At 72.0% G+C, this 20,883-nt stretch carries 17 protein-coding genes; 7 read left to right on the top strand and 10 right to left on the bottom strand.

Features of this window, described 5'->3' with window-relative positions; translation table 11 throughout:
• Nucleotides 1–106: 106 nt before the first annotated feature.
• Nucleotides 107–1,261, bottom strand: coding sequence for an ROK family transcriptional regulator (locus HNR30_RS33175; protein ID WP_181614063.1), 1,155 nt, complete (start codon nucleotides 1,259–1,261; stop codon nucleotides 107–109).
• A 122-nt stretch (nucleotides 1,262–1,383) separates the two neighbouring features.
• On the opposite strand from HNR30_RS33175, the gene tdh reads away from it, so the two are divergent.
• Genes tdh through HNR30_RS33155 form a run of 4 tightly spaced genes read left to right on the top strand, consistent with a single transcriptional unit; the run spans nucleotide 1,384 to nucleotide 7,019 of the window.
• Nucleotides 1,384–2,412: an L-threonine 3-dehydrogenase gene (gene tdh / locus HNR30_RS33170; protein ID WP_181614062.1), complete on the top strand. Its 1,029-nt coding sequence runs from the start codon at nucleotides 1,384–1,386 to the stop codon at nucleotides 2,410–2,412.
• Complete coding sequence (locus HNR30_RS33165; RefSeq protein WP_181614061.1) at nucleotides 2,412–3,581, top strand: glycine C-acetyltransferase; 1,170 nt, start codon at nucleotides 2,412–2,414, stop codon at nucleotides 3,579–3,581. The genes tdh and HNR30_RS33165 overlap by 1 nt, the downstream gene beginning before the upstream one ends.
• Before the next feature lie 31 nt (nucleotides 3,582–3,612).
• On the top strand, nucleotides 3,613–6,141 hold the full coding sequence (locus tag HNR30_RS33160; protein ID WP_181614060.1) for a hypothetical protein: 2,529 nt from the start codon (nucleotides 3,613–3,615) through the stop codon (nucleotides 6,139–6,141).
• Nucleotides 6,138–7,019, top strand: a complete 882-nt coding sequence (locus tag HNR30_RS33155; protein ID WP_181614059.1) for a LysR family transcriptional regulator — start codon at nucleotides 6,138–6,140, stop codon at nucleotides 7,017–7,019. The genes HNR30_RS33160 and HNR30_RS33155 overlap by 4 nt, the downstream gene beginning before the upstream one ends.
• On the opposite strand, the gene HNR30_RS33150 is transcribed toward HNR30_RS33155, so the two are convergent.
• The 4 genes from HNR30_RS33150 to HNR30_RS33135 are packed head-to-tail and all read right to left on the bottom strand — an operon-like array spanning nucleotide 6,979 to nucleotide 9,740.
• Nucleotides 6,979–8,190 carry an MFS transporter gene (locus HNR30_RS33150; protein ID WP_181614058.1) on the bottom strand — a complete coding sequence of 404 codons (1,212 nt, stop codon included), beginning with the start codon at nucleotides 8,188–8,190 and terminating at the stop codon, nucleotides 6,979–6,981. The genes HNR30_RS33155 and HNR30_RS33150 overlap by 41 nt on opposite strands.
• Nucleotides 8,171–8,722 carry a winged helix-turn-helix domain-containing protein gene (locus tag HNR30_RS33145; RefSeq protein ID WP_181614057.1) on the bottom strand — a complete coding sequence of 184 codons (552 nt, stop codon included), beginning with the start codon at nucleotides 8,720–8,722 and terminating at the stop codon, nucleotides 8,171–8,173. Before HNR30_RS33145 ends, HNR30_RS33150 begins: the two co-directional genes overlap by 20 nt.
• A gap of 53 nt (nucleotides 8,723–8,775) precedes the next feature.
• Nucleotides 8,776–9,138 carry a hypothetical protein gene (locus HNR30_RS33140; protein ID WP_181614056.1) on the bottom strand — a complete coding sequence of 121 codons (363 nt, stop codon included), beginning with the start codon at nucleotides 9,136–9,138 and terminating at the stop codon, nucleotides 8,776–8,778.
• The gene (locus HNR30_RS33135) at nucleotides 9,135–9,740 is read right to left on the bottom strand and encodes a hypothetical protein (RefSeq protein ID WP_181614055.1); all 606 of its coding nucleotides are present in this window, start codon (nucleotides 9,738–9,740) and stop codon (nucleotides 9,135–9,137) included. The genes HNR30_RS33140 and HNR30_RS33135 overlap by 4 nt, the downstream gene beginning before the upstream one ends.
• A 177-nt stretch (nucleotides 9,741–9,917) precedes the next feature.
• Here HNR30_RS33135 and HNR30_RS33130 point away from each other — a divergent pair, with 177 nt between their 5' ends.
• The 3 genes from HNR30_RS33130 (at nucleotide 9,918) to HNR30_RS33120 (ending at nucleotide 14,577) form a co-directional block, all read left to right on the top strand.
• Complete coding sequence (locus HNR30_RS33130; protein ID WP_181614054.1) at nucleotides 9,918–11,936, top strand: sensor histidine kinase; 2,019 nt, start codon at nucleotides 9,918–9,920, stop codon at nucleotides 11,934–11,936.
• A 34-nt stretch (nucleotides 11,937–11,970) separates the two neighbouring features.
• Nucleotides 11,971–12,630: a response regulator transcription factor gene (locus HNR30_RS33125; RefSeq protein WP_181614053.1), complete on the top strand. Its 660-nt coding sequence runs from the start codon at nucleotides 11,971–11,973 to the stop codon at nucleotides 12,628–12,630.
• Between the two features lie 117 nt (nucleotides 12,631–12,747).
• A complete protein-coding gene (locus HNR30_RS33120; protein ID WP_181614052.1) occupies nucleotides 12,748–14,577 on the top strand; it encodes a hypothetical protein in 1,830 nt (609 codons plus the stop codon).
• Here the strand turns inward: HNR30_RS33120 and HNR30_RS33115 are convergent.
• The 5 genes from HNR30_RS33115 to HNR30_RS33095 are packed head-to-tail and all read right to left on the bottom strand — an operon-like array spanning nucleotide 14,574 to nucleotide 20,871.
• Nucleotides 14,574–16,316: a GTPase gene (locus tag HNR30_RS33115; protein WP_181614051.1), complete on the bottom strand. Its 1,743-nt coding sequence runs from the start codon at nucleotides 16,314–16,316 to the stop codon at nucleotides 14,574–14,576. The genes HNR30_RS33120 and HNR30_RS33115 overlap by 4 nt on opposite strands.
• Nucleotides 16,313–18,067, bottom strand: coding sequence for an ABC transporter (locus HNR30_RS33110; RefSeq protein WP_181614050.1), 1,755 nt, complete (start codon nucleotides 18,065–18,067; stop codon nucleotides 16,313–16,315). The genes HNR30_RS33115 and HNR30_RS33110 overlap by 4 nt, the downstream gene beginning before the upstream one ends.
• Nucleotides 18,068–18,077: 10 nt before the next feature.
• On the bottom strand, nucleotides 18,078–18,749 hold the full coding sequence (locus HNR30_RS33105) for a response regulator transcription factor (RefSeq protein ID WP_181614049.1): 672 nt from the start codon (nucleotides 18,747–18,749) through the stop codon (nucleotides 18,078–18,080).
• 41 nt (nucleotides 18,750–18,790) lie between these two features.
• Nucleotides 18,791–20,179 (bottom strand): sensor histidine kinase, encoded by a 1,389-nt coding sequence (locus HNR30_RS33100; protein ID WP_181614048.1) that lies wholly within the window; start codon nucleotides 20,177–20,179, stop codon nucleotides 18,791–18,793.
• Entirely contained in the window at nucleotides 20,179–20,871 is a 693-nt protein-coding gene (locus tag HNR30_RS33095; RefSeq protein WP_181614047.1) for a response regulator transcription factor, read from the bottom strand. The genes HNR30_RS33100 and HNR30_RS33095 overlap by 1 nt, the downstream gene beginning before the upstream one ends.
• Between the last annotated feature and the right edge of the window lie 12 nt (nucleotides 20,872–20,883).

Genomic DNA, 20,883 nt, shown 5'->3' with positions numbered 1-20,883 from the left:
CCTCCAGTGCTATGGCAGTGGCTGGAGGCTAATGCTCATTTATGAAAACAACTAGTGTTAATCGAGCAGAATCTACCGATTTGTGATGACTCTGTGACAGATCCTGCTAGGAAAACAGCAGCTTGTCTGCGTTATTCAGCGCCAGCTTGAGCGCTCCCACCACGATCGACTCCACCCCGAGCCGCGAGGCCACGACCTCGGGCGGGTAGAGGCAGACGCGGTTCAGGTAGGCCTGGATCGGCCCGGTCAGCAGCTCGCCGCCGCGCGACAACGCGCCGCCGATCACGACCATCTCGGGGTCGAGCGGGTTGACCACGGTGACCAGGCCCTCGGCCAGGCCCGTCGCGAACGCCTCGACGGTCTTGACCGCCCTCGGATCACCCTCCAGAGCACGCGTGAAGGCGAACTCGGCGGCCTGGCCAGGGGAACGCAACTCACCCGGCTCCACGGACATGGCGTAGTCGACGACGTGGCTCCAGACCTTCCACAACCCGCCCGGCTGCTCGCCGAGCTCCCCTGAGGCGCCGTGAGAGCCCCTGTACGGCACGCCGTCGATGAGCAGGCCCAGCGACATGCGGTTGCCGGTGAACAGGTAGACGACGTCACGGCGTCCGACCGCCACGCCGCGCCAGTGCTCGGCCAGGACGGCCAGGCGCATGTCGTTCTCGACCAGGACGGGGGCGGGGATCATGCGGGAGAGCTCGGCCTGCAGTTCGAGGCCGGTCCAGCCGGGCAGGGCGATGCTCTTGACCACCCGGCCGCGGGCGTCGACCACGCCCGTGGTGCCCACGCCGACCGCGGCGAACCGCCCGGCCCCGCGCCCGGCCAGAGCGTCGGCGTCCCCGAGGTCGGTGGCGGCCTGTTCCACCAGCCCCACGATGGCGGCCATGCGCTCGTCGGCCGGCATCTCCGGGTAGACCGCCATCCGGTGCGTGGCCACGACCCTGCCGCCGAGGTCGGCGACCATCGCGAACAGCCGGTACGCGCCGATGCTCACTCCCACCACGTGACCGGCCGAAGCGCGGAAGCGGAACCGTTTGGCCGGCCGGCCGCGCTGGCGCTCGGCGCTGTCCTCGCCGCACTCCTCGGCCCAGCCCTCGGCCAGCAGCTCCTCGACGACCGCCTCGGCCGTCGGGCGCGAGACGCGGGCGGCCTTGGCCAGCTCGGCGAAGGTCGCGCTCTCCGCGCCACGCAGGTGGCGGAGGATGGCGGCGGTGTTCAGCCGCCGCAGGAGGGAGGCGTCGCCGCTCTGCTGTCGCACCCAAACATCCTACTTATTCAAGCAAGTTGTGAAATATGTTGGCGGCGTGAAGCTGCGCTGTGGGGGCACTTAAGAAACCCTCGATGGACACCGGGCGAGGGTTCTGGAGGAAGATGGTTGGCATGAAAGCGCTGGTCAAGGAGCGAGCCGAAGCGGGACTGTGGCTGGTCGACGTACCCGAGCCCACGGTCGGACCGGGTGAGGTCAAGATCAGGGTGCTACGCACCGGCATCTGCGGCACCGACCTCCACATCCGGAAATTTGATGACTGGGCGAAGAACACCCTGAAGCTCCCGCTCATCGTCGGCCACGAGTTCAGCGGCGAGGTCGTCGAGGTCGCCCCCGGCATCGACGACATCAAGCCCGGCGACCTGGTCAGCGGCGAGGGCCACCTCGTCTGCGGCAAGTGCCGCAACTGCATGGCCGGCCGGCGCCACCTGTGCATCAACACCGTCGGCCTGGGCGTCAACCGCGACGGCGCCTTCGCCGAGTACGTCACGCTTCCCGCGAGCAACGTCTGGGTGCACCGGGTGCCGGTCGACCCCGACATCGCCGCCATCTTCGACCCGTTCGGCAACGCCGTCCACACCGCGCTGTCCTTTCCCATGGTCGGCGAGGACGTCCTGGTCACCGGTGCCGGGCCCATCGGGCTCATGGCCGCCGCCGTCGCCACGCACGTCGGCGCCCGCAACGTCGTCATCACCGACGTCAGCCCCGAGCGTCTCGACCTGGCCGGCAAGCTCGGCGTCAGCCTCGCGCTGAACGTCGCCACCAGCGACCTGCGCGAGGGCATGGGCCAGCTCGGCATGAAGGAGGGCTTCGACGTCGGCCTGGAGATGTCGGGCAACCCGCAGGCCATGCGCTCGATGATCGCCCACATGACCCACGGCGGCCGCATCGCCATGCTCGGCCTGCCCGCCGAGGAATTCGCGATCGACTGGGCGACCGTGGTCACCTCGATGATCACTATCAAGGGCATCTACGGCCGCGAGATGTACGAAACCTGGTACAACATGTCGGTCCTGCTGGAGAAGGGCCTCGACCTCTCCCCCGTGATCACCGACCGCTTCTCGTACCGAGACTTCGACGCCGCCTTCGACACCGCCGCGAGCGGCCGCACGGGCAAGGTCATCATGGACTGGAGCAAGTGATGTTCGACAACGTACGCGGCCAGCTGCGCCAGACGCTCTCCGAGATCACCCAGGCGGGCCTGCTCAAGCCCGAGCGCGTCATCAGCACGCCGCAGAGCGCGTCTGTCGAGGTCGCCGGCCGGAGCGTCCTCAACTTCTGCGCCAACAACTACCTGGGCCTGGCCGACAACCCCGAGGTGATCGAGGCGGCCAAGCAGGCGCTCGACCGCTGGGGCTACGGCATGGCCTCGGTGCGCTTCATCTGCGGCACCCAGGACATCCACAAGGAGCTCGAGCAGCGCCTGTCCGGCTTCCTCGGCCAGGAGGACACGGTCCTCTACAGCTCCTGCTTCGACGCCAACGGCGGCGTCTTCGAGACCCTGCTCGACGCGCAGGACGCGGTCATCTCCGACGCGCTCAACCACGCGAGCATCATCGACGGCATCCGCCTGTCGAAGGCCCAGCGTCTCCGCTACGCCAACCGCGACATGGCCGACCTGGAGGCCCGCCTGAAAGAAGCGGGCACGGCACGCCGCAAGCTGATCGTCACCGACGGCGTCTTCTCCATGGACGGCTACGTCGCCCCGCTCCGCGAGATCTGCGACCTGGCCGAGCAGTACGACGCCATGGTCATGGTCGACGACTCCCACGCCGTCGGCTTCGTCGGGCCCACCGGCCGCGGCACCCCCGAGCTCCACGGCGTGATGGACCGCGTCGACATCATCACCGGCACGCTCGGCAAGGCGCTCGGCGGCGCGTCGGGCGGCTACGTGGCCGCCCGCAAGGAGATCTGCGACCTGCTCCGCCAGCGCAGCAGGCCCTACCTCTTCTCCAACTCGCTCGCCCCGGTGATCGCCGCCTCGTCGCTGAAGGTCCTCGACCTGCTGCAGACCACGAGCGAGGCGCGCGAGCAGCTCAAGGCCAACACGGCCAGGTTCCGCGCGAAGATGACGGAGGCGGGCTTCGACATCCTGCCCGGCGACCACCCGATCGCCCCGGTCATGATCGGCGACGCCGCCCAGGCCGCGGCCATGGCCGATCGCCTGCTCAACCTGGGCATCTACGTGATCGGCTTCTCCTACCCCGTGGTGCCGCAGGGACAGGCCCGCATCCGGGTCCAGCTCTCGGCGGCCCACTCCGCCCACGACGTGGACCGGGCGGTGGAGGCCTTCATCCAAGCGCGGGGCTGAATTGTCGGTTTGATCCACTACGGTCCGGGCCATGACCGACGCCTGGGCCGTAGTACGCGCCGCCATCGACTCCGACGACGCCGAGGCCATCGCCGGCCTCACGCTCGACGACGGGCAGCGCAGGGAGATCGCTCGCGAGTTGCCCCGGTACCTGACAACCGGCCGTGAGCTGGGCCGGCACCGCTGGTGGGAGCAGCAGAACGCGCTGCAGCTCCTCAGGGCCAAGCGGAACGACTGGTGGGCGGTTCCCGACCCGGCCACGCACAGCTGGGCCGAGGCCATGCGTGTGGCCGGAGCCGCCGCGCTGCCCACCGCCGCGTCCATCGTCACCTGGCTCGGCAGGCGCGACTGGTGGTCCTCGGTGTGGGGCCCGGCCGACGATGTCGCGCTCCTCCTGCATGTTCTCGCCGACCGCCCAGCCGCTCTGCGCGAGGAGCTGGCCGTACGGCTGAGCCTGCGCCTGCGCGGTGCCCGCCCCGACCCCGACGACCGCATGACGCGCCTGGCACTGGCCCTGCTGGGCCAGACCGGCGTCACCCCGCCCGCCCACGAGCCCCTGACGCTCGCCTGGGTCGCCTCGAACGACGCGTCGGACCTCTACGACGACCCGCTACTGAACGTCATGGTGCCGCGACTGTTCACCGACCAGGGTGTGGGCCGGTTGCTGCGTGAGGGCGATCGCTGGCCCGGCGTCTTGAAGGAGCTGGCCGACCAGGGGCGCCTCGACCGTGCCCAGTTGCTCGCGGGCTGCCGCTCCCGCTTCCTGTACGGCGGCGACGCCGGCGGCCAGCGTTTCTTCGTCCTCCTCCACCAGTACCTCGCCCCGTCCGACGAGGAGGTCGCGCCGCACCTGCGCGACTACCTCGTCCTGCTTCCGGGCGCCCCCTCCAACGTCGCCGACCTGGCCGTAACGCTGATCCGCCGCTCCGGCCAGTCGCCGCCCTCCGACTCCGTCGAGGCGCTGCTCTACCGCACCGAGGGCAAGCTGGTCATGGCCGGGCTCACCTGGCTGCGTGACCTGATCGCGGCCGATCCCGACACCTATGCCCCGGCGCTGGCCGCCGCCCTCACCTGCCGGTCAGGCCAGGCCCGCGAGCGGGCCGTCAAGCTGGCGCTGAAGCACGCCGACCGCTTCGGCCCTGACGCGGCTCTGACCATCGCCGAGTGTGTGGCCCTGCTCCCCGCCGATCAGGGCGCCCGGCTGGCGGCATGCTTCGGAGGCGAGGTCGCCGAGGCGGCGCCCGGCCCCGAGACGACGCCGTTCGTCCCTGTGCCGCTGCCCCGTGCGGAGGAGCCTCCGCCGATGTGGGGGCTCGCTCGCGCTCCGGAGGACCTTCTCAGGATCGAGCCCTCGGAGTTCGACTGGCTCAACACCGAACGCTGGCTCGACGGCTTCGTCAAGCTCGTGGCCACCGATCGCGGCGAGGTGGCGCGGGTGCTCGCTCCCCGGACGCTCACCGACGACCGCTACCCGTGGCGGCCCTGGTGGCACCCCACGGAGTGGGCGGCCGCCATGGCCCGCGAGCTGGCCGACCCTGGAGCCGAGCTCCGGGTCCTGGGCGGGGTCTGGGTCGGCGAGCGGCTCCCCGAGATGACCCACGGGCCGCTGAACAGGCTGATGCCGCTCATGCGCTATGCCGAGGTCTACCGGGCGCTCGTCGAGGACCGGCTGCCGCCGTACCTCCTGGCCACACCGACACGCGGCAACGGCCTGATCGACACCGAGGTCCTGGTCAGCCGCCTCGAGGATTACCGACGCCGTGGGATCAGCCCCCTGCCGCTCGACCTGCGCCAGGCCCTGCTGCGCGTGCGCCGCGCGAAGGTCGGGACCGCGCTCACCGGCGAGGTCGCACGCTGGCTCACCGACCGCCCCGCCGACCCGCGGGTGACCCTGACCTGGAGCGAACACCAGGGTGACACCCGGATCTGGTCGGAGTTCGACCTCGGCCCCGAATACGGTGACCTCCTCGGAGATCTGCTCGTCCACCGCCTGCACGACGAGTCGTGCGCCCGCCTGACCGCGGTGCTGGCCGGGCACCGCGACCTGGCCGCGGCCCGGGCGGCCACCACCCTCTACTCCTCCTGGCCTCTGAACAAGCCGTCGATCGACGACCTGGAGTTGCTGGTCTCAGCCGAAGGGCCGGTCGGGCCGGGGCTCAGCGTGATTCTCGCCCGGTTCCTGCTCGTCGGTGAGGGTGTTCCTTCGTTGCTGCAGCTGGCGGCCCAGGGCGAGCTCAACGCGCCCGAGCTCGGCAGGCAGCTCGCCCGACGGCTCGATCCTCGATCGATGGGTGCGCTGATCACCGCGTTGCGCTCGGCGGCCGAGCAGGGCGCGCACAATGAGGTCTGGCAGGTGATGACCGGCTTGCTGCCCGCCTACCTGCCGGGCCGGGCGAGCGTCGCGATCACCCGGCTGGTGACCTTCGCCGCCGACGTCGCGGGCTGGGCAGGCGCACGTGGCGAGTTGTCCGTGATCAGCGATCTCGCCGCGCGCACGCGCGAGTCCGAGCTGGTACGCCAGGCACGGCGTCTGCACTCAAGGCTAAGCTCGGCCGCGTGATAGACACGCGCCGCCTGCGGACCCTGCGCGCGGTGGCCGACCACGGCACGGTGACGGCGGCCGCGGCGGCGCTGCACCTGACGCCGAGCGCCGTCTCCCAGCAACTGGCCGCGCTGGAGCACGAGGTGGGACACCGGCTGCTGACGCGCGACGGCCGAGGGGTGCGCCTGACCGCGGTCGGCAGGATCCTGCTGGAGCACACCAACGAGGTGCTCGCCCAGCTCGAACGGGCCCAGGCCGAGGTGGCCGCCTACGCCTCCGGTCAGGAGGGCGAGATCACGGTGGCGTCGTTCGCCACCGCGATCAGCGTCGTGCTGGCTCCGGCGATCAGGGAGCTGCGCGACAAGGCGCCCGACATCACGATCAGGGTGCGCGACGCCGAGGGCGACCAGGCCCTGACGCTGCTCCTCGACGAGGAGGCCGACATCGCGATCGCCGTGGAGTATCGCGGCGCGCCCGCCACGGGCGACCCCCGGCTCACCAGGATCCCGCTCTACGCCGAGCCGTTCGACCTGGTGCTGCCGCACGACCACGCGCCGGTGGCCAGGCTGTCGGACCTCCGGGACGAGCCCTGGATCGGGCCCTATCCCGGCAATCCGGTGCACGACCTGCTGACGGTGGCGTGCGAGCACGAGGGATTCACGCCCGCCTTCACGCACTACTCCGACGACTTCCGGGCGGTGGTGGCGCTGATCGGGGCGGGCGCGGGGGTGGCGCTGGTGCCTCGGCTGGCGCTGCGGCACCTCGACCTGTCGCTGGTGACCGTGCGAGCGGCTCCCGGCCCCGAGCGGCGCGTGTTCGCCGCGGTCAGGCGGGGGGCCGAGCACCATCCGCTGCTCACGCCACTGATTGAGGCTCTCGCGACCCGGACCCCATGACCTCGGGTACGGCAGGCGGCCGGATCAGCATGCCCACGCAGCTGGAGAGCGTGGCGACGGCCACGACGCCGAACATGATCCGCCAGTCGACGAACCCGATGAGCGCCGCCCCCACCGCGTTGGAAACGGTCTGGGCGCCGTTGACCAGCATGCCGGAGGCCGCCGCGACCCTGCCCTGGAGGCGGGCGGGGGCGTAGAGCTGCTGTGCCGTACCCAGAGCGACGAAGACCAGGGGCAGGCCCGCGCCGAACAGGACCGTGCCCAGGGTGTAGAGCGGCCAGAGCGGCACCTGGAAGAGCAGCACGCCGACGCCGGCGACGAGGAAGCCGAGGGCGGCGGTCCTGGCCTCGCCCAGCCGTTTGACGAGCCTGCCCGAGCCCAGTCCGCCGACGACCGAGCCGGCGCCCTGGATGATCATGAGCACGCTGAAGTAGGCGGCCTCGTAGCCCAGGCCCTGCTCGATGGCGGCGAAGGTGCCCGATTCCAGGAGTCCCGCCCCTGCCACGAAGAGCACGCACATCAGGCTGAGCCTGCCGAGCAGGGGCACCTGCCGCAGGTGGCGCATGCCGGCGGTGACCGAGCGGCGGAAGGGCTCGGCCGGTTCCGGCTGCGATTCGACGACCTTGACGGAGGCCACGCAGGCGATGGCCACCACGAAGGTCAGCGCGTCGGCGACGGCCAGGACCCAGCCGCCGAAGGCCAGGTAGATGCCGGCTCCCGCCGCGGGCGAGACGATCCTGAGCCCTTGGTGCACGGTGACCAGGAGGCCGCGGGCGGCGGCGGCGTTCTCCTCGGGCAGCAGGTCCTTGAGCAACGCGCTGAAGGCGGGGGTGGAGAAGAGCACGCCGTAGCAGAAGGCGACCAGGTAGATGATCCACACGTCGTGGGCGGTGCGCACGAGCAGCAGCGCCAGCACGATCACCGCCATCGCCGCCATCATGCCCATGAAGAGCTTCTTGCGGCTGACCCGGTCGACGAGGTGGCCGAGCAGGGGCGAGAGTAAGCCGGGCGCGTTGATGAACAGGAAGACCAGCCCCGCGGCGGCGTCGGAACCGGTCAGGTCCTTGGCCCAGACGGCCAGCGACAGGAAGAGCATGCTGTCGCCGAAGCTGGAGACCGCGTCGCCGAGGAGGATCCGGCGGAAGCGGGCGTCACGGAGCAAGAGGTTCATTGGGCGCTCCGTGCATGAAGATCCGGACGGCCTTGGCGTCGTCGGGGATCAGCGAGTGGTCCTTGATGCGGGCGATGTACGGCGCCAGCAGCTCCGAGAACTGCTTGCCGACCAGTTCGAGCTCCTGCGGGGTCATCGGGGCGGTCACGCCGCCCAGGAACGCCGCCCTCTGCCATTCCTCGGGTGTCGTGGTCCTGATGTCGGACCAGGCGGCCATGCGGGAGGCCTCGCGCTCGACGAAGACCTTCTCCAGTTCCAGCGCGGCCGGGTCGCCGTCGGCGCTCGACCACTGCTGTTCGTGGTCGGTGACCTGCCACAGGCGCTCGCGTTTGTCCTGCGACGGCTCGGCCTCCTCCACGTAGCCGTACTTGGCCAGCTGGCGCAGGTGGAAGGAGCAGGAGGCCTGCGAGGTGTCGAGGTGCCTGGCGCAGGTCGCCGCGGTGGCGGGGCCGATGCGGCCGAGCAGGTCGAGCAGGTCGATACGCAAGGGGTGGGCCATGGCTCGCAAGGCCTTGGGGTCGGTGATGCGCACGAAGCCAAAGATAGCTTTGACATCCCGAAGATGTCAAAGCATTCTTTGGCTTCTCAGCCCTTGAGGACCGACCGGGGCAGCACCCCCGAGACCGTCACCCCTCCTCCGGCCACGCCGTTGACCGACACGCGCCCGCCCGCCCGGCGGAAGGCCTCCTTCACCGCCTTCAGCCGTTCGACCGGCCACGACTCCCCGACGTCGTCATGGCTCACGGTCAGGCGCGCCCCGCTGACACCCGTCGTGAGCGCGACGCAGACCGCCGGCGGCGGCGTGCCCTCCTCCACCGCCGCCAGGACCGCGCCCAGCGCCTCCCGCATGCCGTCGGCGCCCGGCTCCCCGGCCATCCGGGTCCAGACCTCGACGGCGATCCCCGTACGCTCGCTCCACTCCGCGAGCAGCTTCTCCGCGATCGTCATGCCTGGACGCTGGGGCGGCCCGTGCTGAGGTCGTGCCGAGGCCGCGTTGACACGGCCAGGAGCACGCCGATGACCGCGTAGGTGCCGATCAGCCAGGCGGCGCTGACGAAGGTCGACGCCGTCGATCCGGCGACGATCGTGGTGAGCATGGTGACGGGGAACCACATCCCCGCCACCAGCGGCAGCCAGCGCAGCACGCCCTGGAACCTGCCGGTGACGGCGATCGCGATGCCCAGCACCAGCGTGCCGAGCTGGCTCAGCGGCCAGCAGGCGTCGAGGACCAGCAGCCACATCGGGAAGTCGTCGTAGGTCACGTAGCCGAACGACAGGGCGTTGACCAGGAAGGCGCCCGGCAGCAGCACCAGCAGGCCGAGCGGGACGATCCTGCCGATGCGCGTGCCTGCGGCCCCCGCGGCGTACACCCGCCACACGAAAGCCCACAAGCCCGTCACGTACATCATGCCGGTGATGGTGTCGAGGGTCTGGATGCCGAGCAGGACGTCCTCGCCCACGATGATGGTGGCCACGCCCCAGGCGGTCGCGCCGAGGGCGAGCAGGACGCCGGCGATCCGGTCGGCCGGGCTGGACAGGCTCTCTGCCATGAATGTCTCCTTCGTCGAGAGTGCGCGTCCACGGTCTCCGCCACGGGTCCCGGGCCGCCAGGGAGCGCCGCCACGGGCCGGGCTCGGCGAGGTCCCTGGCACCCGGGACAGGTGTCCCGGGTGCGATCGGGATACCGGTCACCTGCAACAACAAGCCGGACATGTCACCCTGGAGCCGTGTTCCGGTCCCCTCCGCGCCCCCACACCGGGCCCGCCACCGTCGTGGCGGTGCTCACGGTCGTCACCGCGCTGACCTCCACCTGGCTCGACCTCTCCTCCGGCGCCACCGCCCGGCCGGAGCCGCTCGACTGGGCGATCTGGTCGTCCACGGTGCCCGCCCTCGCGCTGGCGGCCGCCGGATACGTGCTGTCGACCCGCCTGCCACGCCACCTGATGACCTGGCTCCTGCTCGGCAGCGGCGCCGTCGCCGCGGCCAACGGCCTGGGCGCCGCCTACGCCGTGTGGTCGCTGGAGGCGCACGGCGGCACCCTCCCGCTGACCGCCGCCGCGCTGTTCGTCGGCGCGCGGCTCGGACCGCTGCTCAACCTGGTCACGCCCCTGGTCCTGCTCTACTTCCCCGACGGCAGGCTGCCCGGCCGAGGCTGGCGCGTCCCCGCCGGGCTGACGCTGGCCGCCGCGGGGCTGAGCGTCGCCGTCTTCATGACCATGCCGTGGCGGCTGCTGTCCGAACAGGGCACCGCCTGGCCCGGCGTCGACCTGCCCCTGCCCGACCTGCCCGACTCGCTGTGGCTGGGCGTGATGCCCGCCGTACCCGTGCTCCTGGCCGCCGGTACGGCCCTGCCGGTCGTGGCGTTCGTCAGCCGCTTCCGCGGATCCACCGGAGTGCTGCGCGCCCAGCTGCGGTGGATGGCGCTGGCCGCGGTGATCAACGGCCTGCTCATCCTGCTCCCGCTGGCCTGGGACGGGCTGCCGCAGGACCTGACCTTCGTGCTGTCGCTGGCGGCCATCGCCGCCGCCGTCCTCATCGCGGTGGGGCGCTACCGGCTCTACGACATCGACCCGCTGCTCGGCTGGACCCTCCTGTACGGCGGGCTGGCCCTCGTGGTCGTCGCCATCGACGTGCCCATCTTCGTGGTGCTCGGCGCCCTCATCGACGAACCGGCCGCCGCCGTGCTCGCCGCCGTGGCGGTCGCCGTGATCTACACGCCGGTGCGGGAGCGGGCCAGGCGATGGGTCAACCGGGTGGTGACCGGCCGCGCCGAGCCGTACGAGGTGGTGTCGGCGCTGGCCAGGCGGCTGGAGGAGGCCACCAGCCCCGACGGGCCCCTGCACGAGACGGCGCGCGCCGTCTCCCTCGCCTACGGCTCGTCGTACGCCAGGGTCGAGCTGGACACCGCCGACGGGACCACGCTGGCCGCCGAGTGCGGGGTCCCGCGCGACGACGCCGTCGTGCTGCCCATCACCTACCGCGGCGAGTCCATCGGCAGGCTGTCGCTGGTGCCGCGCGGCCGGCTCGCCGAGGCCGACCAGCGGCTCCTGGCCGACGTCGTACGGCAGACCGCGGCGGCCGTCAGGGCGATCGCGCTCACCGAGGAACTGCAGTCCAGCAGGACCAGGCTCGTCTCGGGCGTCGCCGAGGAGCGGCGCAGGCTGCGGCGCGACCTGCACGACGGCCTCGGCCCCTCGCTCGCCGCCGCCGCGCTGAAGGTCGAAGCCGCCTCCAACCTGCTCGGCCGCGACCCCGCCACCGCCCGGGACGTGCTCGGCCAGGTCCGCTCCGACCTGGGGTCGGTCATCGACGACGTGCGCCGGCTCGTGCACGACCTGCGCCCGCCCGCGCTCGACCGCTGGGGACTCGTCGAGGCCGTGCGCCAGGAGGCCGCCAGGTTCGGCGACGGAGGGCTGGAGGTGCGGGTCCACGCGCGCGGAGAGGCGGCGGGGCTGCCCGCGGCGGCCGAGGTCGCCGCCTACCGGATCGTGTGCGAGGCTCTGGTGAACGTCGTCAGGCACGCGAACGCCTCGACGTGCGAGGTACACCTCGCCATGACGGGCATGAGGCTGGAGGTCGAGGTGATCGACGACGGCCGCGGCATCACGCCGGGGTCGGCGCCGGGCGTGGGGCTGATCGCGATGCGCGAGCGGGCACGCGAGCTGGGCGGCGACTGCGTCATCGCGCGCCGCGCCGACGGCGGCACCCGCGTGCACGCCACGCTCCCGCTGGGGGTGACGGTATGAGCACGCGAGGGCCCGTGCCGCTGGGGGTGGCGCGATGAGCGGCGTCCCCAGGGTGCTGCTGGCCGACGATCACCCCGTCTACCGCGACGGCCTGCGCCTGATGCTCTCCTCCACCGGCCAGGTCGACGTCGTCGGCACCGCCGCGGACGGCCACGAAGCCGTCGCCAGGGCACTCGACCTGCGCCCCGACGTGGTCGTGCTCGACCTGCAGATGCCCGGCCTCGACGGCCTCAGCGCGACCGAACGCATCCTGGCCGACGCCCCCGACACCGGCGTCCTCGTCCTCAGCATGCACGAGGACGACGACACCGTGCTCGCCGCCATGCGCGCCGGCGCCCGCGGCTACCTGCTCAAGGGCGCCGACCAGACCGAGATCCTGCGCGCCATCACCGCCGTCGCCGGCGGCGAGATCATCTTCGGTCAGGCCCTCGCGACCCGCGTCAGCGGCTACTTCTCCCGCCTGGCCCACGGCGGCCTCACGCGGGCCGAGCCGTTCCCGCAGCTGACCCCGCGCGAACGCGAGGTCCTGGAGCTGATCGCCGCCGGGCTGAGCAACTCCGAGATCGCCGAGCGGCTGTTCCTGTCGCCCAAGACCGTGCGCAACAACGTGTCCAACGTCTTCGCCAAGCTGCAGGTCAACGACCGGGCCCAGGCGATCGTCCAGGCGCGCGAAGCCGGCCTCGGCAGGCGCTGAGCCCCCGGCTGTCCCTGGTGGCACGGGACATCGAACGGGTCAGCGTGCCCTGGTGACCCGGGACCCGCTGCCCCGATCGTGGGTGTCCCGATCATCGCCTACCAGAAGGAACACCCCGTGAAGAGGACAGCGTTGCTGCTGAGCGCCATGCTCCTCGGCGGGCTGCTGGCCGCCCCGCCCCCGGCGTCGGCCGCGCCCGCCCAACCCGCCGTGGCGAAGGTCAGGGCCACCCCCGCCCGCTACGCCGGCGCCTGCCCCGTCACCGTGGGCTTCTCGGCGACCGTCGCCGCGCGCGGCACCGTACGTTACCGCTGGGTGCGGGAGGACGGGAGCAGGAGTGCCCTCAGGACCGTGCGTCCGGGAGCCTCGGGCAAGGCCGTGGTCAGAGACCGGCGCACGTTCGAGAGCTCCACCTCTGGCTGGCAGGCCGTCCAGATCGCCGGGCGCAAGGGCCTGTCGGCCAAGGCACGCTTCACCGTGGCGTGCGAGGGAGCGCCCGTCGTGTACACCACCGCCAACCCGCTGCCCGCCGACACCGCCGGTCCCGTCGTGGCCTCGGCCGACGTCCAGGTGAGCCACGGCGGCACGGCCTGCCCGGTCACGCTGACCTTCACCGGCACCCTCCAGGTCTCCCGCACTCCCGCGCGGGTCGCCTACCGGTGGGTCGACAGCTCGTACGGCGAGAGCGGCGTGCGCTACCTGGACTTCCCGTCAGGAGGGCCACGGGTGCGCACCGTCACGCTCCCGATGACGGTGGAAACGTCGCGGAGCGGCTGGAAGGCCATCGACATCGTGGGCTCCGGGCAGGATTCCCGCCGCGCCGGCTACGCGGTGACCTGCGGCCCCACGCACACACCATCCCCGACGCCCACGCCGACACCTTCCGGCAGCCCGACACCCTCAGCGAGCCCGACGGCGTCGCCCACCACGTCACCCACCACGTCACCCACCACGTCACCCACCACGTCACCCACCACGTCACCGACGCCCACGTCATCCCCCACGCCCGGTGCCGTGATCCAGGTGTCCACAAGCTTGTGGACACCCGGCGGCGACGCCAACCTCTGCCCGGTCGGCGGCATCACCGCCTACGCCGACCTCGTCTCGGACCGGGCCGCCACCGTCACCTACCGCTGGCTCGTCAACGGCGAGGCGCGCCCCGCCCAGACCGCCGCCTTCGGCGAACCCGGCAGGCGTACCGCCACCGTCGGCCCCCTGAGCGTCGACCGGACCACCGACGTCACCGTCGAACTCCAGGTCCTCGACCACAACCGGCCACGCTCGTCCATGACCAGGCAGGTCACCTGCTACGACGCCGTCGCCACCGGGATGGCGATCTCCCCGCAGAACTACGAGGGCGACTGCACCACCGACGCCGGCAAGCGGATCCGGATGAGCGCCGAGATCGCCGCCCGTGGCCGTACGGTCCGCTACCAGTGGCGCACCCGCGACGGCAAGGTTCTCGACGACAAGACCCACGAGGTGAGCGTCAACGGCGCGGCCACCGTCTCCGTCGTCGCCGAACCCGGCTCGTCGAGCAACGGCTACCGGCTGCACATCGTGGAACCGGCCGCCGCCAAGGACTCGGCGACGGTCGACTTCGTGCACGACTGCTGGAACTCCACCATCGCCTCCGTCCGCGCGACGAAGACCGGCGGCGGCTGGCCCGACTGCGGTCGCAAGCCCGTGGAGTACACGCTGTCGGCGCGATTCCACACCAACCGGGCGGCCCCGACCCGCTACCGGTGGCTGCGCTCCAGCGACGCCACCGCAGGCCGCTGGAGCGCCGAGCCGTGGCAGCGGCTGACACCCGACCATGGCGCCTACACGACGATCGAATACCGCTGGAAGTCGTACCGGAGCGAGTCCGGCTCCTGGTACCTGGAGATCGACCGGCCGTACGCCAAGGTGACCGAGCCCGTGACGTTCGCCCACACCTGCCCCTAGCCGCGGGCCGTCTTCAGGGCCTCCTCGAAGGCGCCGAAGCGCGCCAGCTCCTCCGCGACAGGTTCGAGCACGTAGGCCGCGGACACCTCACCGACCGCGGCCTGCAGCGACCTGGCCGCCCGGCTCGCGCGCCGTCTCCCGCCGAGCCAGGCGGCCAGCCGCGACAGCAGGGCGACCAGCAGCCCCGCGACGGCGCCGCCGAGCAGCAGGACCGTCGGCCAGGGCAACTCGCCCACGGTCGGCGTGGGCGGCTCGGGCAGCTGCAGGTAGCCCATGGCGAACAGCACGCCCAGCCACACCGCGCCCGCCACCATGGTCGCGAAGATCAGCCACTGCAGCAGGCCCACCGCCTTCCACCAGCGGGGTCGGCGCGCGGCCTCGACGGAGGTCCTGCCCACCACCTTGTCGAGGGCGGCGGGCAACTCGCCCGACCTGGCCGCCGCGGCCCGCCGTACGGCCGCGGCCCAGGCCGCGGGCAGTCCCTCGCCCGCCTGGCCCGCGACGTCGCGGATCGCGGTGTCGACCTGCGCGGTCTGTACGGCGGTGGCGGCCGGGATCGAGCTGCGGCCGGGACCCTCGACCCGCAACCGCCGAAGCGGATCGGGACGGAAGCGGCGCAACCACCGCGTGACGGGCCAGCCGGTGGCGGCGATGGCCCGGTGCGTGTGCGCCTTGGCCACGGCGTTGACGACGAGCGGCACCCCGGCGGCCTCGGACAGGGCACGGGTGAGCCGCTTGTCGAGCCCGGCCGTGCGCTTGTCGCCCACCGCCATCCGCTTCGCGCCGGTCTCCACCGCCCGACTGCTCGCCGCACCGGCGCCCGGGGGCAGGGGCAGCGGCGAAGAGCTCGCCCCGGCGCGGGCCTCCTGGGCGGCACCCCTCTCGATGGCGCCTCCGCCCCTCGCCTGCCCGGGGGACGTCACCGGGGCGAGGGTGTGGGCGGAGGCGGCGAGGGCGTCGGCCGCGGTGACCGTGTCGGCGGCCAGGCGCTCCGACCAGGCGCGACGCCGCCCCGTACGGTCGGCGAGCAAGGTGCGGAGCTCGCCGAGCCCGGCCCCGGTGCGGGCCGAGACGCCGAGCACCGGCACCCCCTCCAGCCCGTCGTCGGCGAGCAGGCGCCGCAGGTCGGCCAGGCACCGTTCGACCGCGTCAGGCGGAAGCCGGTCGACCTGGTTGAGCACCACCACCATCACGTCGCGGTGCCGCGCCAGCGGCCGCAGGTAGCGCGAGTGCACAGCGGCGTCGGCGTACTTCTGCGGATCCACCACCCACACCAGCAGGTCGACCAGCTCGACGAGCCGGTCCACCTCCATCCGGTGCGACAGCTCGATCGAGTCGTGGTCGGGCAGGTCGAGCAGGATGAGCCCGTCGAGCCCGTCGCCGGTGACCTCGTGGCGGGTGGGTACGGCCAGCCAGTCGAGCAGCGGCCCGGATCCCTGCCCGTCCCACAGCGCGGCCTGGGCGGAGGAGGTGGTGGGGCGGCGGACGCCGACCTGGGCGAGTTCGGTGCCGGAGAGCACGTTGAACAGCGACGATTTGCCGCTTCCTGTGGCTCCCGCGAGGGCAGCCACGGTGTGGTCGACCGACAGGCTGCGCCGTACGCCGGCCCGGTCGGTCACGGCGAGCGCGCCGGAGACGGCCGTCGCGGGCAGCCGCCCGTCGGCGAGGCCGGCGGCCTGCGCCAGTGCGGTCAGCCGGTCGTCGAGCGAGGGGCCGTCCTTGCGCCGCAGGAGTTTCATCGCTCCTCCTCCGGACGCGGCAGCTCGGCGGTGACGGCGGAGGCGCCTGGCGGTAGTTCGGCCCGGTGGTCGCGCACGGCGCGGGCGGCCTCCCGCAGCGCCGGCGCCACCCCTGGCGGTGGCTCCAGCCCGTCAACCAGCGCGTAGTAGCGAGCCGCCTCCATGTCGAGCAGTGCCCTCACCCGTTCCCTGAGGTCCTCACGAGCCTTGGCCGTCAGCGTGCGCACGGCCTGGTCGCCGAAGACCGCCTCCAGCAGCTTCTGCGACAACACGCTGGTCCCGCCCGCGATCCCCACCTCGATCCCGGTCAGGCCCCCTGTCGAGGCGAAGACGGCCAGCATGAGCAGCAGCCCCGCCCCGTTGACGCCGAACGACGCGACCCTGGCTGTGGTGCGCCGCGAGGCGCCCTCCTCGCGCACGAGCTCCAGCACGTAGTCCTGCCACCCTCGTACGAGCGCCTCGGCGCGCTCGCCGACGTCGGGTGAGGCGCGGCCGAGGCGGGAGGCGGCGACGGCGCCGACGGAGTCGAGCAGGGCGGGCCCGCCGGGTGCGGCCGACCAGCCTTCGATCGCCCGCTCGGCGGCCTGGTCGGCGCTGCCCCTGATGAGGGTGACGACGCCGCTTTCCAGGGCGACGCGCAGCTTGGCGGAGGCGGCGGGCCTGCCGGTGAAGGCGCCGACGATGCGGTCGCGCAACCATCCGACCCTCGACTCCAGGGAGCGCATGAGGTCGCCGGTGCCGATGAAGTCCTGCCAGCGGGCCATCACCTCGCCGCGCAGCAGTGAGCCGTCGCGCAGGCCTTCGTCGAAGGCCGACATGCCGCCCCCGTAGGCGCCGGAGACGATGGAGCGCAGCCCTTCGAAACCGTCCTGCTGCCGCTCGACGGCGTCGGCGAGCGCGGGCACCCTGGTCGACAGGCTGTCGAGCGCGCCGGAGAGGGTCTGGCGGACGATCCGCGCACGTTCCGCGGCGTCGGCGGCCAGGCCGGTGAGCCAGGCGACGATCGGCTCGACGGACTCGCGCGGCAGCCTGGCCTTCTCGGTGGGCAGGGCGGCTTCCGGCACCGTGAACAGGGGTGTTCCGGCCAGGCCGTTGTCTTCCAGGAGGCGGCGCAGGTCGGCGGAGACGGCTTCGATCGCCTCGGACGGCACCCGGTCGAGGACGACGGCGAGGGCGGTGGATCGTTCGCGTGCCGTACGGAGGAAGCTCCACGGCACCTCGTCGGCGTAGCGTGCGGCGGTCGTGACGAACAACCACAGGTCGGCCGCGGCGAGCAGTTGCGCGGCCAGTTCGCGGTTGGCGGTGACCACGGAGTCGATGTCGGGCGCGTCGAGCAGGGCGAGCCCGGGCGCGAGCGCGGAGGCGACCGTGACGCGCAGGGTGCCGGGTTCGGAGCGTCCGGTGCTGCGCGGCAGGCCGGGCAGCACGTTCTGGGCCATGAACCAGGCCTCGTCGGAGGCGCTGACGACCAGGGTGGGCGAGAGGGTGGTGGGCCGGAGCACGCCCGGCTCGCAGACGTCGTCGCCCACCAGGGAGTTGACGAGCGTCGACTTGCCCGCCCCTGTGGATCCGCCGACGACGGCCAGCAGCGGCGCGTCGATCGCGCGCAGCCGCGGCAGCAGGTAGTCGTCGAGCTGCCCGGTCAGCTCGCGTGACAGGGACCGCGAGGTCGCCGTGTCGCCGAGCTCCAGCGGGAACAACTCGCGGTCGAGGCGGCCGCGCAGCTCCTGCAACGCACCGAGCAGATCCATACCCCCAAAACTACGCTGGCGGCTCCCTCAGCACGTAACCGACGCTGCGCAAAGTGTGGATCAATCGGGGTTCCACGTCGTCGACCTTGCGGCGCAGGTATGACACGTACGACTCGACGACGCCGGCGTCGCCGCCGAAGTCGTAGTTCCAGACGTGGTCGAGGATCTGCGCCTTCGACACCACCCGCCCGGCGTTGGTCATGAAGTAGTGCAGCAGCTTGTACTCCGTCGGCGACAGCCGTACCGGACGGCCGGCCCGCCACACCTCGTGCGCGTCCTCGTCGATCACGAGGTCGGCGACCTGCAACCGCTGGCCGGGCACCAGCTCCCCCCTGGTACGGCGGAGCACGGCGCGGATGCGGGCCTGGACCTCCTCCAGGCTGAAGGGCTTGGTGACGTAGTCGTCCCCGATGCCGAGCCCGAGCAGCTTGTCCTCGGTGCCGTCGCGGGCGGTGAGGAAGACCACCGGGTTCGACAGGCGCTTGGCCACCTCGAAGCCGTCGAGGTCGGGCAGCATGACGTCGAGGACGACCAGGTCGGGCTGCATGCGTTCGGCGACCTCGATGGCCTCGTACCCGTCGGCGGCGGTGACCACGTCGAAGCCGGAGTAGCGAAGGCTGGCCGACAGCAGGTCACGGATGCTCGGCTCGTCGTCGACCACGAGGATGAGCGCCTCAGTCATTCCAGCAGGGTGCCAAAGTCACCTGAGGGAAAGCTGAAGCCTCACTCCAAGGCGAGTGGGAGTTCGACGCGGAAGGTGGTGCCGGAGCCGACGCGGCTGCTGACGCCGACGGTGCCTCCGTGCGCCTCGACGAGGGCGTCGACGATGGCCAGGCCCAGGCCGCTGCCGCGGTCCTCGCCCGTGCGGCGCGAGCGGGCGGAGTCGGCGCGGTAGAAGCGCTCGAAGACCCGCTCGGCCTGCTCCGGGGTGAGCCCCGGCCCCTTGTCGGCGACCTCCAGGAAGACCCGCTCGCCGGTCAGGCCGACGCGCACCGTGACGGGGGTGGCCTCGGGGGTGTGCACCAGGGCGTTGGACATGAGGTTGCCGACGACCTGGCGCAGCCGTACCTCGTCGCCCGAGACGATGAGAGCGGCGCCGCCGACCACGTCGAGGCGGATGTCGCGCTCCGGCGCCAGGATGCGGCCGTCGTGGACGGCGTCGGCGGCCAGGGCGAGCATGTCGACGGGACTCTTGCGCAGCGGCCGGTGCTGGTCGACGCGGGCCAGCAGGAGCAGGTCGTCGACGAGCAGGCCCATGCGGGCCGCGGCCTCCTCGATGCGCTTGAGCATCGCGGCCGAGTCGGCGTCCGGGTTCTGCCTGGCGAACTCGGCGAAGCCGCGGATCGAGGTGAGCGGGGTGCGCAGTTCGTGGGAGGCGTCGGCGACGAAGCGCCGCATGCGGTCCTCCGAGCGCCTGGCGGCCTTCTCCGACTCCGAGCGGGCCTGGAAGGCCGACTCGATCTGGGCCAGCATGCTGTTGAAGGCCATCGAGAGGCGTCCGACCTCGGTGCGCGGGTCGCTGTCCGGCACGCGCCTGCCCAGGTCTCCTGCGGCGATGGCCTCGGCGGTGCGCTCGATCTCGTGCAGAGAGCGCATGCTGCGGCGCAGGGTCGCGACGCCGACGACGGCCAGCACGGCGAGGATGACGCTGCCGCCGAGCAACTCGATGATCACCAGCTGGCGGGTGATGTCGGAGACCTCACGCAGGTCCACCGCGACCAGCAGCTGCGACTCGCCGGCGGGCATGAGCTTGGCCCGCCACTCGCCTCTGCCCTGGACGGCGTGGACGGTCATGTTCTCCCCCATGGCCGGCGGCAGGCCGGGCGGGGGCTGCGCGTCGACGTCGCGAAGCTCCTTCACCATCGACTCGCGTGTGCCGTCGGGGCGGACGAGCTGGACGACGACGTCCTCGGCCATTAAATTCAGCTTCGGATCGAACTTGTCGATCTTCAGATGGGCCTTGTGCATGACCTGGTCGACCTGCAGGTCCACGCGCTCGATCAAATACCCGTGCAGCATCGAGACGCTGGCCACGCCGATGAAGACCAGCCCCACCGACAGCAGGGCCAGCGTGAGCGCGGTCAGCTTGATCCGCAGGGGCAGCGCGCGCATCAGGAGTCCGGCGGGGTGCGCAGGACGTAACCCACGCCCCGCAGGGTGTGGATGAGCCGGGGATTGCGGTTGTCGATCTTGCGGCGGAGCACCGACACGTAGGACTCCACGATGCCCACCTCGCCGCGGAAGTCGTAGTCCCAGACGTGGTCGAGGATCTGCGGCTTGGACAGCACCCGCCCGGCGTTGGCCATGAAGTAGCGCAGCAGCTTGAACTCCGTCGGCGACAGCGACACCGGCCGGCCGCCGCGCCAGACCTCGTGGCTCTCCTCGTCGAGCTCGATGTCGGCGAAGGTGATCCTGGGCGGCGGGCCGCCGTGGTCCCCGCTCGTACGGCGGAGCACCGCGCGGATACGAGCGACCGTCTCCTCCAGGCTGAAGGGCTTGGTGACGTAGTCGTCGCCGCCGATGGTCAGCCCGTGGATCTTGTCCTCGAGCGCGTCACGCGCGGTGAGATAGACCACTGGGGTCGCCGATCCGATGCTGCGCAGACGGCGCACCACCTCGAAGCCATCCATGTCGGGCAGCATGACGTCGAGCACGACGAGGTCGGGCCGGTGGCGCTGCACGGCGTTGACCGCGTCCACGCCGTTCTTGGCCGTCGAGACGTCGAACCCCGCGAACTTCAGGCTCGCGGAGAGCAATTCGAGAATGTTCAGGTCGTCTTCGACGACCAGCAGTCGCGCTTCCATCGCCTACCAGCA

It is taken from the genome of Nonomuraea soli (assembly GCF_013761175.1).
Lineage (GTDB): Bacteria > Actinomycetota > Actinomycetes > Streptosporangiales > Streptosporangiaceae > Nonomuraea > Nonomuraea soli.
The sequence above is the reverse complement of the archived record's forward strand: the minus strand, read 5'-3'. Positions and strand labels throughout refer to the sequence as shown.